General features: G+C 60.3%; 11 protein-coding genes. 7 read left to right on the top strand and 4 right to left on the bottom strand.

What is annotated here, in order from left to right:
• Positions 1 to 197 precede the first annotated feature (197 nt).
• Positions 198 to 1388, top strand: coding sequence for a benzoate/H(+) symporter BenE family transporter (locus ACYZT5_RS34385; protein ID WP_462049226.1), 1191 nt, complete (start codon positions 198 to 200; stop codon positions 1386 to 1388).
• Positions 1389 to 1502: 114 nt separating this feature from the next.
• Here ACYZT5_RS34385 and ACYZT5_RS34380 read toward each other — a convergent pair whose 3' ends face one another.
• The gene (locus ACYZT5_RS34380) at positions 1503 to 1847 is read right to left on the bottom strand and encodes a YggL family protein (protein WP_007896965.1); all 345 of its coding nucleotides are present in this window, start codon (positions 1845 to 1847) and stop codon (positions 1503 to 1505) included.
• Between the two features lie 233 nt (positions 1848 to 2080).
• On the opposite strand from ACYZT5_RS34380, the gene dacB reads away from it, so the two are divergent.
• Positions 2081 to 3541: a D-alanyl-D-alanine carboxypeptidase/D-alanyl-D-alanine endopeptidase gene (dacB, locus tag ACYZT5_RS34375; protein ID WP_462049225.1), complete on the top strand. Its 1461-nt coding sequence runs from the start codon at positions 2081 to 2083 to the stop codon at positions 3539 to 3541.
• A gap of 124 nt (positions 3542 to 3665) precedes the next feature.
• Here the strand turns inward: dacB and ACYZT5_RS34370 are convergent, their stop codons facing one another.
• Positions 3666 to 6059, bottom strand: a complete 2394-nt coding sequence (locus tag ACYZT5_RS34370; RefSeq protein ID WP_462049224.1) for a sensor domain-containing diguanylate cyclase — start codon at positions 6057 to 6059, stop codon at positions 3666 to 3668.
• A 143-nt stretch (positions 6060 to 6202) separates the two neighbouring features.
• The gene (rlmKL, locus tag ACYZT5_RS34365; RefSeq protein ID WP_462049223.1) at positions 6203 to 8473 is read right to left on the bottom strand and encodes a bifunctional 23S rRNA (guanine(2069)-N(7))-methyltransferase RlmK/23S rRNA (guanine(2445)-N(2))-methyltransferase RlmL; all 2271 of its coding nucleotides are present in this window, start codon (positions 8471 to 8473) and stop codon (positions 6203 to 6205) included.
• Between the two features lie 528 nt (positions 8474 to 9001).
• Here rlmKL and rmf point away from each other — a divergent pair.
• A complete protein-coding gene (gene rmf, locus ACYZT5_RS34360; protein WP_003223300.1) occupies positions 9002 to 9217 on the top strand; it encodes a ribosome modulation factor in 216 nt (71 codons plus the stop codon).
• A 215-nt stretch (positions 9218 to 9432) separates the two neighbouring features.
• Here rmf and ACYZT5_RS34355 read toward each other — a convergent pair whose 3' ends face one another.
• Positions 9433 to 10452, bottom strand: coding sequence for a quinone-dependent dihydroorotate dehydrogenase (locus ACYZT5_RS34355; RefSeq protein ID WP_462049222.1), 1020 nt, complete (start codon positions 10450 to 10452; stop codon positions 9433 to 9435).
• Between the two features lie 229 nt (positions 10453 to 10681).
• On the opposite strand from ACYZT5_RS34355, the gene ACYZT5_RS34350 reads away from it, so the two are divergent.
• The 4 genes from ACYZT5_RS34350 to ACYZT5_RS34335 all read left to right on the top strand — a co-directional run bounded on the left by ACYZT5_RS34350 (position 10682) and on the right by ACYZT5_RS34335 (position 15712).
• Entirely contained in the window at positions 10682 to 11893 is a 1212-nt protein-coding gene (locus tag ACYZT5_RS34350; RefSeq protein ID WP_462049221.1) for a CmpA/NrtA family ABC transporter substrate-binding protein, read from the top strand.
• A 15-nt stretch (positions 11894 to 11908) separates the two neighbouring features.
• The gene (locus ACYZT5_RS34345; RefSeq protein WP_008146285.1) at positions 11909 to 12484 is read left to right on the top strand and encodes an ANTAR domain-containing response regulator; all 576 of its coding nucleotides are present in this window, start codon (positions 11909 to 11911) and stop codon (positions 12482 to 12484) included.
• A gap of 338 nt (positions 12485 to 12822) precedes the next feature.
• On the top strand, positions 12823 to 14034 hold the full coding sequence (locus ACYZT5_RS34340) for a nitrate/nitrite transporter (protein WP_462045033.1): 1212 nt from the start codon (positions 12823 to 12825) through the stop codon (positions 14032 to 14034).
• 7 nt (positions 14035 to 14041) lie between these two features.
• Positions 14042 to 15712 carry a protein kinase domain-containing protein gene (locus ACYZT5_RS34335; RefSeq protein ID WP_462049220.1) on the top strand — a complete coding sequence of 557 codons (1671 nt, stop codon included), beginning with the start codon at positions 14042 to 14044 and terminating at the stop codon, positions 15710 to 15712.
• Positions 15713 to 15808 lie beyond the last annotated feature (96 nt).

The raw sequence follows: 15808 nt of genomic DNA, 5'->3' as shown, positions 1-15808 counted from the left end.
TTGACCGTGACTGTAATACGGCACAGTGGGTCGCTGGCAAGTATCGCGTAAAAAACACTGCGATTGTACACAATGGAGGGTGGCAACACGACTGTACGGCTGTTTACGGCCTCGGCTGTATTGCAACGCTTGGTTACTTTTGAGTTTAGGCTTGAACCCGGGTTTTACCTTTCAAAAGTATAAGGAACACCGCGGTCATGAACGACGCCACGCACACGCAGCTCCGCCCTTTGGCCGATACGTCGCCTTCGGCGATCGTCGCCGGCTTCATTGCGATGATGACCGGTTACACCAGCTCGCTGGTCCTGATGTTCCAGGCCGGGCAAGCGGCGGGTCTGACCAGCGGGCAGATTTCGTCGTGGATCTGGGCGATCTCCATTGGCATGGCGGTGTGCTCGATTGGCCTGTCGTTGCGCTATCGCACCCCCATCACGATCGCCTGGTCGACCCCCGGCGCGGCATTGCTGATCACCAGTCTGGGCGGCGTGACGTACGGCGAAGCCATTGGTGCCTACATTACCTGCGCGGTACTGGTGACCCTTTGTGGTTTGACCGGCAGCTTCGAACGACTGGTGAAAAAGATTCCAGCGTCATTGGCCGCAGCGTTGCTGGCGGGAATTCTGTTCAAGATCGGCAGCGAAATCTTCGTCGCCGCCCAGCATCGCACTGCTTTGGTACTGGGGATGTTCTTCTGTTACCTGGTGGTCAAACGCCTGTCGCCGCGTTATGCCGTGCTGGCCGCGCTGTTGATCGGCACGGTGCTGTCGGGGTTCATGGGGCTGCTGGATTTCAGCGGTTTCCATCTGGAAGTGGCAACGCCGGTCTGGACCACGCCGCACTTCTCCCTGGCCGCGACCATCAGCATCGGCATCCCGCTGTTTGTCGTGGCAATGACGTCGCAGAACATGCCGGGCATCGCCGTGCTGCGCGCTGACGGTTACACCGTGCCGGCCTCGCCGCTGATCACCACGACCGGCATCGCCTCGTTACTGCTGGCGCCATTCGGTTCCCACGGGATAAACCTGGCGGCCATCAGTGCGGCGATTTGCACCGGACCGCATGCCCATGAGGATCGTAACAAGCGCTACACGGCGGCCGTCTGGTGCGGGATTTTCTACGGGATCGCCGGGGTGTTCGGCGCGACGCTGGCGGCGTTGTTCGCCGCGTTGCCGAAAGAGTTGGTGCTCTCGATTGCGGCGTTGGCGTTGTTCGGTTCAATCATCAATGGCCTGAGCATTGCCATGAGCGAAGTGAAGGAACGTGAAGCGGCGCTGATTACCTTTATGGTCACGGCGTCGGGCCTGACGCTGTTTTCCATCGGTTCGGCGTTCTGGGGGATTGTGGCGGGGGTGTTGACGCTGGTGATTCTGAACTGGCGTAAAAGCTAAAAACTCGCAGCCTCGTTTCACTCGACAGCTGCTACAGAGTGAAACGAGGCTGCGATCTCTTGATCTTCCGGGCATAAAAAAACGGCGACCCTTGGGTCGCCGTTTTTTAGAACATCAAGCTACCGGATTGATCGGCTTTTCCGGGTACCAGACGTCGATCAGCGGGCTGACGGTTGCTTCAGTCAGTTCGCTGCGGCCTTTGAGCCAGGCTTCAACAGCGGCACGCTGCTCTTCGGAAACCGAGCCACGCTTCTGCAGGCAAACCAGACCGAAGTCGTCGCCGCCAACATAGCCCAGACCGTTGGCTTCCATGGCTTCTTTCAGGAACGCGTCGAGGAAAGCATCAATGGCTTCATCAGCCAAATCTTCTTTGAAATCCAGGTTCAGTTCGAAACCCAGCTCTTGAAATTCATCGACGCACAGTTTTTTGCGCAGACGCTGGGAACGGTTAGTCGCCATTGGAACAATCCTCATAAGTAATAACGGGCGGCACTTTAGCAGTTTAAGGCGCCGATTGCCCGTCTCTCTGGGTTGCAGGCCCTACCGTCGGTAAAAAATAGCGGATTAGAGGACCAGGGTACGGCACAAGCCGCTACACCTTGGGGCATAATGCCGACACTTTCATGACCGCTGAGGGAATTTATCTTCATGCCCTCGTCTTTTTTCCCCTCGGCTGTAGGGTTTTATTTCACATGATCAAATCTTTGCGTCCATTGTTACTGGCCGGTTTTCTGCTCCCTCTGGCCTTCTCTGTTTCCGCCGCTCCGATCAACACCGCGCTGACGCCCAACGTTGAAAAGGCCATCAAGGCCAGCAAAATGCCAGCCAACGCCTTGTCGCTGGTGATGATTCCACTCAACGGCCCTGGCACCCCGACCATTTACAACGCTGATGTATCGGTCAACCCGGCCTCGACCATGAAACTGGTCACCACTTACGCAGCCCTGGAAATGCTCGGCCCGAACCACCAGTGGAAAACCGAGTTTTACACCGACGGCACCCTAAGCGGCGGCATCCTCAACGGTAACCTCTACCTCAAGGGTGGCGGCGATCCGAAGCTGAACATGGAAAAACTCTGGTTGCTGATGCGTGACCTGCGCGCCAACGGCGTGACGCAAATCACCGGCGACCTGGTGCTGGACCGCAGTTTCTTCGTTCAACCGCAACTGCCCCAGTTCAACGACGATGGCAATGACGACAACAAACCGTTCCTGGTCAAACCCGATTCGTTGATGGTCAACCTCAAGGCCCTGCGTTTTGTGGCGCGTAACGACAACGGCAGGGTTCTGATTTCGGTAGAACCGCCGATTGCCACGATTCGCATCGAAAACCTGGTCAAAGCCGTCAACGCCAAGCAATGCACCGGTGGCGTGCGTTACAACCCGGTGACCCAGGCCGATGGCAGCGTGACCGTGACGGTCGGCGGCCAGTTGGGCGAGGGCTGCAGCTCCCAGACCTATCTGTCGCTGCTCGACCACGCGACCTACACCGCAGGCGCCGTGCGGGCGATCTGGAAAGAATTGGGCGGCAGCATTCAGGGCGTGGACCGTCTGGCGCCAACGCCCAAAGACGCCAAGGTCCTGGCTCGGGCTTTCTCGCCGGACCTGGCGGAAATCATCCGCGACATCAACAAATACAGTAACAACACCATGGCTCAGCAACTGTTCCTGAGTTTGGGCGCGCAGTTCCGCACCGAGGCCGACGGTGACGATGCCAAGGCTGCGCAGCGTGTTGTGCGTCAGTGGCTGGCGAAGAAAGGCATCACCGCGCCGCACCTGGTGATGGAGAACGGTTCCGGTCTGTCCCGTGCCGAACGGGTGAGCGCGCGTGAAATGGCAGGCATGCTGCAAGCGGCCTGGAAAAGCCCTTACTCGGCCGAGTTCATCAGCTCGATGCCAATTGCCGGCACTGACGGCACCATGCGCAAACGCCTGAAGACCACTGCGATGCGCGGTGAAGCGCACATCAAGACCGGCACCCTGAATACCGTTCGGGCCATTGCCGGCTTCAGCCGCGACATCAACGGCAATACCTGGGCGGTGGTGGCGATCCTCAACGACAAGGCACCGTTTGGTGCGTCTTCGGTACTGGATCAAGTGCTGCTGGACCTGTATCGCCAGCCGAAATTGCCGGAAACGGCTTCGGTTCTATAACCCACAACTTGATCGTTCCCACGCTCTGCGTGGGAATGCCTCTAGGGACGCTCTGCGTCCAGTGACGCGGAGCGTCACGGGCTGCATTCCCACGCAGAGCGTGGGAACGATCATGCTGCCAGCTCTAGTTCATCTCTCCTTCTACCCGATCCCGCCCTGCCTGTTTCGCCGCATACACCCCAGAATCCGCCCGCAGTAGCAGCGCATCCGCGCCCTCCCCCACTCGCCAACTGGCAATCCCGAAACTCGCGGTCACTGTCCCGACGCCTTCGATCGGCGAACTGCGCAACCCTTGCCATAACTGCAAGGCCAGGACATGCGCATGGCCGCCGTCGATGTCCGGGCAAAGCACCATGAACTCCTCGCCACCCAAGCGACAGAACACGTCGGTGCGCCGCAGCCGATGGCCGATACGTTCGCACACGATCTGCAACACCCGATCGCCGACAGCGTGGCCATGCTGGTCATTGATACGTTTGAAGTGGTCGATATCGAGCATGATCACCGACAGCTCACCGCCACCACGCTCGACCCGGGCCATTTCGGTGGTCAGGCGTTCCTGGAAATAGCGGCGGTTGTGGATCCCGGTCAGCACGTCAGTGATCGACAGCGCACGCAATTCTTCCTGCACCCGCTTGAGATCGGAAATGTCCGAGACGTAGCCATGCCAGAGCACGCCGCCACCGGGCAGTTCCTCCGGCGTCGCCTCGCCACGCACCCAGCGCAGGCCGCGCAGGGGTAGCAGCACGCGGTATTCCTCCCGCCAAGGGCTGAGGGTGTCCGCCGACGCCCGGATCGAGGCGCGGACCCGGGTGGTGTCCTGCGGATGAATCCGCGTGAAAATCGCTTCGGCGTTGAGCAACATCACGTCTGGCTCAAGTTCGTAGATCTCGCGAATACCGTCGCTGGCGTAGATCACACTGAAGCGCCCATCGAATTCCATTTTGAACTGGTAGATCCCGCCAGGCACATGAGCGCTGAGTTTCTTCAACAACAGGTCCCGTGCCGCCAGGGCCTCGTGGACCCGCTTGCGTTCAGTGATGTCGATACAGATCGCCAAGTGCCCGACCCACAGGCCTTGCTCGTCGAGTACCGGGGTCGCGAGCATGTTCACCGTCAAATGGCTGCCGTCGCTACGTAGCAGCGTCCATTCCCGCGCTTCGTAACCGCCCTCCTCGCCGCCCTCGACCAACATCGCCTGGCAGGTCGGAATCGGCTTGCCATAGCGCGCACTCAACTCCGCCGAGCGCGCGAGGAGCTCCCGGGGCAGGTGCAGGTTTTCCAGGGTCATGTGGCCCACCACCTCAGCGCTGGTGTAACCGAGCATTTGCTCTGCACCGGCATTAAAGGTGCTGATGACCCCGCGCAAGTCAGTGGCGATGATCGCCACCTGGGTCGCGGCATTCAGCACGCCGCGCAACTGGCCATGGGTGCCGCGCAACTCCTGCTCGCGAGCGCGCAGTTCCTGGGTCCGTTGCTCGACCATTTTCAGCGCCCGTTGACGCTGACTGACCAGCACATAGAGCAAGGCACTGAGCAACAGACTGAGCAAGCCACCCAGCACCACCAGGCTGGTCACTGAAGAGTGGTTGGCTTTCAGGAAGGCATCGCTGGGCTGAATGTCGACTTGATAGTCATGGTCGGCGAGCCGCAGCAGCCGGGTCGCGGCCAACTCACTGGGGGCTGGGGTGTTGGCGGACTCATAAAGCACTTCGTGCTGATCGTTTGTGGATAAGTCGAGGATGCGCACCGAAAGGTAGTCACGGCCCGCCTCCGGCAGGTCGTCCGCGAGCAACTGGCGCATGCTGATCACGGCCATGACATAACCGAACGGTTTCAACCCCGCCGGGTTATTGCGCAGCAGCACCGGTGCGACCAGCAGCACGCCGCGTGCATAGGCCGGCTCGATATTAACCAGATGCATCGGCTGCGATACCGCCATGCCGCCGTGCTGATCGGCCCGTTCAAGGGTGGAACGGCGCAAGGGTTGAGCCAACAAGTCGTAGCCCAGCGGCGAGCCAAGCTTGCTTTGGGTCTGGCTATAAAGCACCACCACGTACTCATCCCGTTCGGCCGCCGGTTGCAGCTGGCCATCGGCATTGAGCTCACGCAGGGTGAAGTCGGGTAAACCCTCTGCACGCACCTGGCGTTCAAATTCCGCTCGTTCGGCGCGGGTTACCCGCTTGGCGAAGGAGTACGCCTGAGTCCGGTGCAGCAGCAGTTGGGTGTAACCGTCGAACTCCTCGCGGGAGACCAAATCGGAATTGGCAAAGAACCGGCGCAGGCCATCAAGGCGCTGCTCCTGATCTTCGAAACGTTCTTCGATACGGCTGTAACGTTCACTGGCCAGCAGTTGGAAACGTTGCCGCAATTGATGGTGAAACAGATTCAGCGTCGACCACGCCAGCCATCCCGTGAGAATTGCGCCGACGACCAATACCAGCAGCGCGACCAGCCAGGCCGAGACATCTTCACTGATAAAACCCAGGATCTTCGGACGCACGGCCTGCAACGACATAGACGCAACTCAAAACGCCAGGTGCGGGAAAGCCCATTGGCCATGCGTTGAGTTATAGCTATTAGCCACTAATTTGACCAGCACAGAAAGAAGCCAAGAGCCTTTAAAAATCAAGGCTCTGTGGATCCAATTCCCTTCAACTGTCAACGAGCCGTGATTTTCCATGCCCGGTGGATCTTGCCATTACGGGCGAAATCCGGATCGATGGTCTCGGCGGTGATTTCCTCGACCGCGTAACGCTCGGTGAGGTTTTCCTCGAGCTGGAACTTGCGGAAGTTGTTGGAGAAGTACAACACGCCGCCCGGTGCCAAACGCGCCATGGCCAGATCGATCAATTGCACCTGGTCGCGCTGCACGTCGAAGATCCCTTCCATGCGCTTGGAGTTGGAGAAGGTCGGGGGGTCGATGAAGATCAGGTCGTACTCGTCACGGCAGGCGTCGAGCCAGGCCATCACATCGCCCTGCTCCAGACGGTTCTTTTCAGAGAAACCGTTCAGCGACAGGTTGCGACGCGCCCAGTCCAGATAGGTTTTCGACAAGTCGACGCTGGTAGTGCTACGCGCGCCGCCCTTGGCTGCGTGAACACTGGCGGTCGCGGTGTAGCTATACAGGTTGAGGAAGCGCTTGCCGGCCGCCTCTTTCTGGATTCGCATGCGCATCGGCCGGTGGTCGAGGAACAGCCCGGTGTCGAGGTAATCCGTGAGGTTGACCAGCAGCTTCACGCCACCTTCGTTGACCTCGACGAACTTACCCTGTGCCGCTTGGCGTTCGTACTGCTTGGTGCCGCTCTGACGCTCGCGACGCTTGACCACCACGCGGCTCTTGTCGATGTTCAGGGCCTGCGGAATGGCGGCCAGGGCATCGAACATACGCGCCGATGCTTTTTCCGGATCGATGGATTTCGGCGCGGCGTACTCCTGGACGTGGACCCAATCCTGATACAGGTCGATGGCCATGGAGTATTCCGGCATGTCGGCATCGTAGACGCGGTAGCAGTCGATGCCTTCACGCTTGACCCACTTGCCGAGGGCCTTGAGGTTCTTTTGCAGACGGTTGGCAAACATCTGCCCGCCTTCGCTCAAGCGCGGTTGCTCGATCACCACCGGGGCCGGTTTGATCGGGTTACCGTTCTTGTTGTACTTCTCGTACTTGCCGGGTGCTACGTCGTTGTCTGCGACGTCGACTTCGGCCTGCTCACGCTCGACCTGACGCTGTTCCGGGGTGCGACGTTCGCCGGTGACGAACTGGTCCGGTGTGACCTTGATCAGCAGCAGCTTGCACGGCAACGCGCCGTTCCAGAACGAATACTGTTTGTGGCTGCGGATGCCCATGCGCTTGCCCAGGTCCGGGGCGCCGGTGAATACCGCCGCTTCCCAGTTCAAGCAGGCCTGACGCAGACGTTCGCCGAGATTCTGATAGAGATAGAGCAAGCTCGCTTCGTCACCCAGACGCTCGCCGTACGGAGGGTTGCAGATCACCAGACCTTTCTGGTTCTGGTCCGGACGCGGCTCGAACGTCCCGACTTCGCCCTGGTAGATCTTGATCCACTCGCTCAGGCCGGCACGTTCGACGTTGTTGCGGCCCGGTTGAATCAGGCGCGGATCGGCTTCGTAACCGCGAATCCACAGCGGAGGCTTGGCCAGACCGGCCGCGGCACGGGCGGTGGCTTCTTCGTGAAGCTTTTTCCACAGCGCCGGGACGTGACCGAGCCAGGCCGTGAAGCCCCATTGCTCGCGGCGCAGGTTCGGCGCCATGTCGGCGGCGATCATCGCCGCTTCCACCAGGAACGTACCGACACCGCACATCGGGTCAGCCAGCGCGCCGCCATCGGCCGCAATGCGAGGCCAGCCGGAACGGATCAGGATTGCTGCCGCGAGGTTTTCCTTCAGCGGCGCCGCGCCCTGCTGCAAGCGATAGCCGCGCTGATGCAGGCTGTGGCCGGAGAGGTCGAGGGACAGAATCGCTTCGCCACGGTCCAGGCGCAGGTGAATGCGCAGGTCCGGGTTGAGCTTGTCGATGGATGGACGGTCGCCCTGCGGTGTGCGCAGTTTGTCGACGATGGCGTCCTTGACCTTCAACGCACCGAAATGGGTGTTGTCGATGCCCGAGCCGTGACCGCTGAACTCAACGGCCAGGGTGCCGTCGTTGAGCATGTGGTCTTGCCACTCGATATCCAGCACGCCGTGATAGAGGTCTTCTGCGTCTTTCATCGGGAAACGCTTGAGCACCAGCAGCACCCGGTTCGCCAGACGCGACCACAGGCACAGGCGATAAGCGGTTTCCATGGTCGCCATGCCGCGCACGGCAGAGGTGTGCTCACGCGCTTCTTCAAGGCCAAGCCCGACGGCTTCCTCGATGAGCAGGCCTTCAAGGCCTTTTGGGCAAGTGAGGAAGAGTTCGAAATGATCGGACATGGTAATTCCAGAGCCTTTAGCTAAGTGAACCGGCAACGCATTGCCGGCCCGGTTTTCAATCAGGCGCTTTTCTAAAAGAGCGCCCGCGTGGCACGAAGGTGTGCCGTCCCACCCTTGCTGCTCGGGTTAAAAGAGCTTAGATGCAAAGGCAGATAAAAAAGTTGATGCAACAAAATGTCATAAGTCGACCCTTCGTCGAATAGTCTCCCTGCTTAACAGGAGACATTCTCACTAAGGGATTAACCCCATCCTGTAGCGAGGGGCCGATCATACCGGGGTTTTGCCAATAAACACGGGACAACATCGTGTTACTTATTGCCATACCACCTTAATGGTTACGTCCTTATGACAAAACGATCATTCCCTCGATGTGACGCATTGGTTAGAACTCAATACAGGTTGACGCCGCAATGACGTCAACACCTTGGCTCGCGACGCCGGCAGCGAGCCCCAACGGCAGAGTTTTTCTGCCAGACCTCAATTGAGGTCGACGCGATAAATACAGTCAACAAGTGAGGGCAACACCCTATGAGAAGACTTAAGCGTGATCCGTTGGAAAGAGCATTTTTGCGCGGATATCAATATGGCGTTGGTGGCAAATCCCGTGAGCTTTGCCCATTTACTCTACCGTCGGTACGCCAAGCCTGGATTAACGGCTGGCGAGAAGGACGCGGCGACAACTGGGACGGTATGACCGGCACTGCGGGAATCCATAGACTCAACGAACTTCACGCCGTCGGCTAATTACAGGGCTTAACACACTCCGACACGACAATCTGATGACTGAATGACTTAACCACGCACGTCCCATCCGGGCGGCGGGCTCCGGCCCAGGGGCTCCTTCGAGGAGCCCTTTTTTATGCCTGTTCTTTGGTCAAACACGCCGCTGTAGGAGCACGGCTTGCCGGCGAAGGCGATTTTGAGGACGCCTTCGCTGGCAAGCCATGCTCCTACAGGATTTAGCGCAGGGCTGCGATGGCGTCTACAGATTCACGAATCAGCGCCGGGCCTTTATAGATGAAGCCGGAATAGAGCTGCACCAGGCTCGCCCCCGCAGCGATTTTCTCAGCCGCGTGCTTGCCTTCGGTGATGCCGCCCACGGCGATGATCGGCAAGCGACCGGCCAACTCTGCCGCCAGCACCTTCACGGTGTGGGTGCTCTTGTCGCGAACCGGTGCGCCGGACAGACCGCCCGCCTCGTCGCCGTGCTCCATGCCTTCAACGCCGACGCGGCTCAGGGTGGTGTTGGTAGCGATCACCGCATCCATCCCGGTTTCGATCAGCGCTTGCGCGACCTGAGCGGTTTCTTCGTCGGTCATGTCCGGCGCAATCTTGATCGCCAGTGGGACATGTTTACCGTGGCGCAGCGCCAGTTCTGCCCGGCGCGTAGCCAGGTCAGCCAACAATTGCTTCAGCGAATCGCCGAACTGCAGGCTGCGCAGGCCAGGGGTATTCGGCGAGCTGACGTTGACCGTCACGTAGCTGGCGTGGGCGTAGACCTTGTCCAGACAGATCAGGTAGTCGTCGACCGCCCGCTCAACCGGGGTATCGAAGTTTTTTCCGATATTGATACCCAGCACGCCCTTGTATTTGGCCGCCGCCACTCGGGCCAGCAGGTGATCGACGCCGAGGTTGTTGAACCCCATGCGGTTGATGATCGCCTCGGCATCCGGCAGACGGAAAATTCGTGGCTTCGGGTTGCCCGGCTGCGGACGCGGGGTGATGGTGCCGATTTCGACAAAACCAAAACCCAGTTGGGCAAAACCGTCGATGGCCGCGCCGTTCTTGTCCAGACCGGCCGCCAGACCTACCGGGTTCGGGAAGTCCAGGCCCATGACGGTCACCGGCATTTTCACCGGTGCCTTGCACAGCAAGCCGTTGAGGCCCAAACGCCCGCCCGCGCCGATCAGGTCCAGGGACAGATCGTGGGAGGTTTCCGGGGAAAGTTTGAACAACAGCTGACGGGCCAGGGTGTACATGGGCGGGTTTGACTCTGGGCTACGAAAAGTGGCGGCGATTATAGCCGGGCATCGAGGTTGCAGGCGAGGCGCGCGACAAAATCAGTGAGCGATGGCATATGCCTTGCACCGTCACTGACATCAGCACTCATGCCAACGGCGGGATGAGTCGAAAGACAAAGGCGTCGTCACTTGGCCTTGCTCTGGCAAGCAGCCCGGTACGGCGCTTTTTTATGGAAGGTGTTTACTGATGATTGAAGTTCCAGCCAACCCTCTGGCCTGGGTCAACGGCAGCGATGCTCCGGAAAAGACCGAAATCAACCTCGGCTTCATGGCCCTGAGTGACTGCGCCTCCGTGGTGGTCGCCGCCACGCAGGGCTTTGCCCAACCTTATGGCCTGACCCTGAACCTCAAGCGCCAGCCGTCCTGGGCTAACCTGCGGGACAAACTGGTCAGTGGCGAACTCGACGCCGCCCACAGCCTGTACGGTTTGATCTACGCCGTGCATTTGGGTATCGGCGGTGTCGCGTCGACCGACATGGCAGTGCTCATGGGCCTGAATCAGAATGGCCAGAGCATCAATCTCTCCCATGGCTTACAGGCCCTGGGCGTGACCAGTCCTGAAGCACTCGACCGGCACGTGCACCAAAGTCGCCCAAAACTCACTTTCGCCCAGACATTTCCTACAGGCACTCACGCAATGTGGCTGTATTACTGGCTCGCGAGTCAGGGCATCCATCCGCTGCAGGACGTCAACAGCGTGGTGGTGCCGCCGCCGCAAATGGTCGCGCACCTGCAAGCCGGACGCATCGATGGTTTCTGCGTCGGCGAGCCATGGTCCGCCAGCGCAGTGCAGCAAAACCTGGGGTTCACCCTGGCCACCACCCAGACCATCTGGCCCGATCATCCGGAAAAAGTCCTCGGGTGCACCCGCGCTTTTGTCGAGCAATACCCCAACACCGCCCGGGCGCTGGTGATGGCGATCCTCGAAGCCAGCCGCTTCATCGAACAAAGCACGGAAAATCGCTGCAGCACCGCGAAGCTGTTGAGTGCGCCCGAATACCTCGACGCGCCACTCGACTGCATTGCGCCGAGGTTGCTCGGTGACTACGCCGATGGCCTCGGTAATCGTTGGCAGGATCCGCATACCCTGCGTTTCCATGCGGACGGCGAGGTCAACCTGCCTTATTTGTCCGACGGCATGTGGTTCATGACCCAGTTCCGCCGCTGGGGCTTGTTGCGCGACGACCCGGACTACCTCGGCGTGGCCCGTCAGGTCCAGCAACTAGACTTGTATCGAGAGGCCGCCACGGCGGTGGGTGTAGCCGCCCCGGGTCAGGAAATGCGCAGCAGCCAGTTGATCGACGGCAAGGTCTGGGACGGCTTGGACCCCGCCGGATACGCCCGCAGTTTCAAGCTGCACGCCATGAGCGACAGCTCGCCCCTTCTCGCCAGCCGCTGACAGGAGACTGCGAATATGTTGCGTATCCTGCTGATCAACGACACCGCGAAGAAAGTCGGTCGCCTGAAGGCGGCCCTGACCGAAGCCGGGTTCGAGGTGATCGACGAGTCGGGCCTGACCATCGACCTGCCTGCGCGCGTCGAAACGGTGCGTCCGGATGTCATTTTGATCGATACCGAGTCACCGAGCCGCGATGTGATGGAGCAAGTGGTGCTCGTAAGCCGCGACCAACCGCGGCCGATTGTGATGTTTACCGATGAACATGACCCCGATGTGATGCGTCAGGCGATCAAGTCCGGGGTCAGCGCCTACATCGTCGAAGGCATCCACGCACAGCGCTTGCAGCCGATTCTCGACGTCGCCATGGCACGTTTTGAAAGCGACCAGGCCCTGCGCGCCCAACTCAACGCCCGCGACCAGCAACTGGCCGAGCGCAAGCGTATCGAGCTGGCCAAAGGGCTGTTGATGAAAATGAAGGACTGCAACGAGGAAGAGGCCTACACCTTGATGCGCCGCCAGGCGATGAGCCGGCAGCAGAAGCTGATTCAGGTGGCGGAGCAGATCATCGCCATGAGCGAGTTGCTCGGGTAACCGATCGTTCCCACGCTCCGCGTGGGAATGCCGCCATGGACGCTCTGCGTCCGCTTCGAGCTGTGACGCAGAGCGTCACGGGATGCATTCCCACGCAGAGCGTGGGAACGATCTGCGTGAACCTGGCACAGATCTCGCTAGGTAATCGCTACAGGTAACCAACGGCGGTTGCCCCACCTACGACAAAGACGTCGCTCACCTCATTTGCCCATGGCGAATCCGGTGGCGGCGTTTTTTTGTTTTGGCCCCAGAGACCGGGGCCGGTGGTGCGGCCGATGCGGCGCCCCACCTGCAAGCTCATGACTCCTTCTCGAGACTATTAACAGCTGAGGTGCGCGATGAATTCAAGCTTCTGGAAATCTGGCCATACCCCGACATTGTTCGCGGCCTTCCTCTATTTCGACCTGAGTTTCATGGTCTGGTACCTGCTCGGCCCACTGGCCGTGCAAATCGCCGCCGACCTGCACCTGACCACTCAACAGCGCGGGCTGGTGGTGGCCACGCCGATTCTGGCCGGGGCCGTATTGCGCTTTGTAATGGGCTTGCTGGCTGATCGCCTGTCGCCCAAAACCGCCGGGCTGATTGGCCAGGTGATCGTCATCTGCGCACTGTTCGGCGCCTGGAAACTCGGCATCCACAGCTACGAGCAAGCGCTGGTGCTGGGCCTGTTCCTCGGCATGGCCGGCGCGTCCTTCGCCGTCGCCCTGCCGCTGGCGTCGCAATGGTATCCGCCACAACACCAAGGCAAAGCCATGGGCATCGCCGGTGCCGGTAACTCGGGCACCGTGCTCGCTGCACTGATCGCCCCGGTGCTGGCTGCTGCATTTGGCTGGAGCAACGTGTTCGGCTTCGCCCTGATTCCGCTGATTCTGACCATCATCATCTTCGCCTGGCTGGCCAAAAACGCGCCTGAGCGGCCAAAAGCCAAGTCCATGTCCGACTACTTCAAGGCCTTGGGTGACCGCGACAGCTGGTGGTTCATGTTTTTCTACAGCGTGACCTTCGGCGGCTTTATTGGTCTGGCCAGCGCTCTGCCCGGCTATTTCAACGACCAGTATGGCCTCAGCCCGGTGACCGCCGGCTATTACACCGCAGCCTGCGTGTTCGGCGGCAGTTTGATGCGTCCGTTGGGCGGCGCTCTGGCCGACCGTTTCGGTGGCATTCGCACCCTCTTGGGGATGTACACGGTGGCGGCGGTCTGCATCGCAGCGGTGGGTTTCAATCTGCCGAGTTCCTACGCTGCACTGGCACTTTTCGTCTGCACCATGCTCGGTTTGGGTGCAGGTAACGGCGCTGTTTTCCAATTGGTGCCGCAGCGTTTTCGTCGGGAGATCGGTGTGATGACCGGTTTGATCGGCATGGCCGGCGGCATCGGTGGGTTTGCACTGGCAGCGGGCATGGGCGCAATCAAGCAAAGCACCGGCAGTTATCAACTGGCCTTGTGGTTGTTCGCCAGCCTCGGCGTACTCGCCTGGTTCGGCCTGCACGGTGTGAAACGTCGCTGGAGAACCACGTGGGGTTCGGCCGCCGTGACAGCTGCACGGGTCTGAAGCCTCAATGAGCCTGCAACTGAGTTTTGCCGAAGCCAGCGCCATCGGCCCTCGCGAGGAGAATCAGGACGCCCTGCGCCTGGTGACCCCGGCCCCGGCGCTGGCGGCGAGCAAGGGTTATTTGTTCGCCATCGCCGATGGCGTCAGCCAGTGCGCCGACGGTGGCCTCGCCGCCCGCTCGACGTTGCAGGCCCTGGCGCTGGATTACTACGCCACACCGGAAACCTGGGGCGTCGCTCAAGCGCTGGATCGCCTGCTACTGGCGCAAAATCGCTGGCTACAGGCCAACGGCGGTGGGCAACCGCTGCTGACCACTGTCAGTGCCTTGGTCATACGCGGTAGGCGTTTTACCCTGGCCCATGTCGGCGATTGCCGGGTTTATCGCTGGCACGCCGACACCTTGCAGCGGGTCAGCGAGGATCACGTCTGGGACCAACCGGGCATGCAGCATGTGCTCAAGCGGGCGCTGGGGCTCGATCAGCATTTGGTGCTGGATTTTCTCGATGGCGAACTGCGCCTCAATGAGAGCTTCGTGCTGCTCAGCGACGGCATCTGGGCCGTGCTGGGCGACATGGCCATTGCCGCGATTCTGCGCGATCAGCCGGACCTGAACAGCGCTGCGCAGACCTTGGTCAACGCGGCGCATCTGGCCGGCAGCCAGGATAACGCCAGCGCCTTGCTGGTGCGGGTCGATGCCCTCGGTGAAACGAGTATCGGCGATGCGTTGATTCATTTGCAGCAATGGCCGCTGCCGCCAGCACTGAAACCGGGTCAGACGTTCGAGGGTTGGCAAGTCGAAGGGATACTCGCTCAGAGCCAGCAGTCTTTGCTCTATCGGGTACACGACGGGCAACAACAACCCTGGCTGCTGAAAACCTTGCCCGGTGCGCTGCGCGACGATCACTTGGCCGGGCAGGCGTTGCTGTCGGAAGAATGGTTTCTCAAGCGCGTGGCCGGGCGGCATTTCCCTGAAGTCCATGCCGCCAGTCAGCGTCAGCATCTGTACTACGCGATGCGGGAATATTCCGGATCTACGTTGGCAGCGTTGCACGCAGATGTCGGACCGCTACCTCTGGCCCAATGGCAGGATCTGGCCGAACGCCTGCTGCGCGCCGTTGGCATGCTGCATCGACGGCAGATTCTCCATCGCGATATCAAACCGGAGAACCTGCTGCTGGGGGACGACGGCGAATTACGCCTGCTCGACTTCGGTCTCGCCTACTGCCCCGGCCTGTCCGAAGATCAGCCTTCTGCCCTGCCCGGAACGCCCAGCTACATCGCGCCGGAAGCCTTTCGCGGGGAAACACCGACACCGCAACAGGACCTGTATGCCGTCGGCGTGACCTTGTATTTCCTGCTCACCGGGCATTATCCCTACGGCGAAATCGAAGCCTTCCAGCGCCCCCGGTTTGGAGTTCCTGTCAGCGCCAGTCGCTATCGACCCGACCTGCCGGAATGGATCGCGCACAGTCTGGAGCGTGCCGTGGCGGTGGATCCGGATCAGCGATTTGAAACGGCGGAAGAATGGTTGTTGCTGCTGGAACAGGGTGAGCGACACAGTTTGAGCGTGCGACCCAGACCGTTGCTTGAGCGCGAGCCATTGAAGGTCTGGCGGACCTTGGCGCTGGCGTCATTGCTGGTGAATCTAGTGCTGTTGATTCTGGTATTTCATGGCTGACATCGAACCCTTGTAGCTGGCGAAGCCTGCGTTCGGCTCGGGCCGCGCCAATTGCGGGCAACATGCATTGTTTCGGTGCACAAACATCCCAACCAA

The sequence above is a fragment of the Pseudomonas sp. LB3P14 genome (genome assembly GCF_054898045.1).
Note: the sequence above shows the minus strand (reverse complement) of the source record. Positions and strands in the feature narration are given on the sequence as shown.

What these genes read in the sequence shown, in the direction of transcription:
- rlmKL (WP_462049223.1), bottom strand. Translation starts at nt 8,473, where the DNA reads ATGTCCGATCATTTCGAACTCTTCCTCACTTGCCCAAAAGGCCTTGAA.
- ACYZT5_RS34380 (WP_007896965.1), bottom strand. Translation starts at nt 1,847, where the DNA reads ATGGCGACTAACCGTTCCCAGCGTCTGCGCAAAAAACTGTGCGTCGAT.
- ACYZT5_RS34335 (WP_462049220.1), top strand. Translation starts at nt 14,042, where the DNA reads ATGAGCCTGCAACTGAGTTTTGCCGAAGCCAGCGCCATCGGCCCTCGC.
- ACYZT5_RS34350 (WP_462049221.1), top strand. Translation starts at nt 10,682, where the DNA reads ATGATTGAAGTTCCAGCCAACCCTCTGGCCTGGGTCAACGGCAGCGAT.
- rmf (WP_003223300.1), top strand. Translation starts at nt 9,002, where the DNA reads ATGAGAAGACTTAAGCGTGATCCGTTGGAAAGAGCATTTTTGCGCGGA.
- ACYZT5_RS34385 (WP_462049226.1), top strand. Translation starts at nt 198, where the DNA reads ATGAACGACGCCACGCACACGCAGCTCCGCCCTTTGGCCGATACGTCG.
- ACYZT5_RS34340 (WP_462045033.1), top strand. Translation starts at nt 12,823, where the DNA reads ATGAATTCAAGCTTCTGGAAATCTGGCCATACCCCGACATTGTTCGCG.
- dacB (WP_462049225.1), top strand. Translation starts at nt 2,081, where the DNA reads ATGATCAAATCTTTGCGTCCATTGTTACTGGCCGGTTTTCTGCTCCCT.
- ACYZT5_RS34370 (WP_462049224.1), bottom strand. Translation starts at nt 6,059, where the DNA reads ATGTCGTTGCAGGCCGTGCGTCCGAAGATCCTGGGTTTTATCAGTGAA.
- ACYZT5_RS34355 (WP_462049222.1), bottom strand. Translation starts at nt 10,452, where the DNA reads ATGTACACCCTGGCCCGTCAGCTGTTGTTCAAACTTTCCCCGGAAACC.
- ACYZT5_RS34345 (WP_008146285.1), top strand. Translation starts at nt 11,909, where the DNA reads ATGTTGCGTATCCTGCTGATCAACGACACCGCGAAGAAAGTCGGTCGC.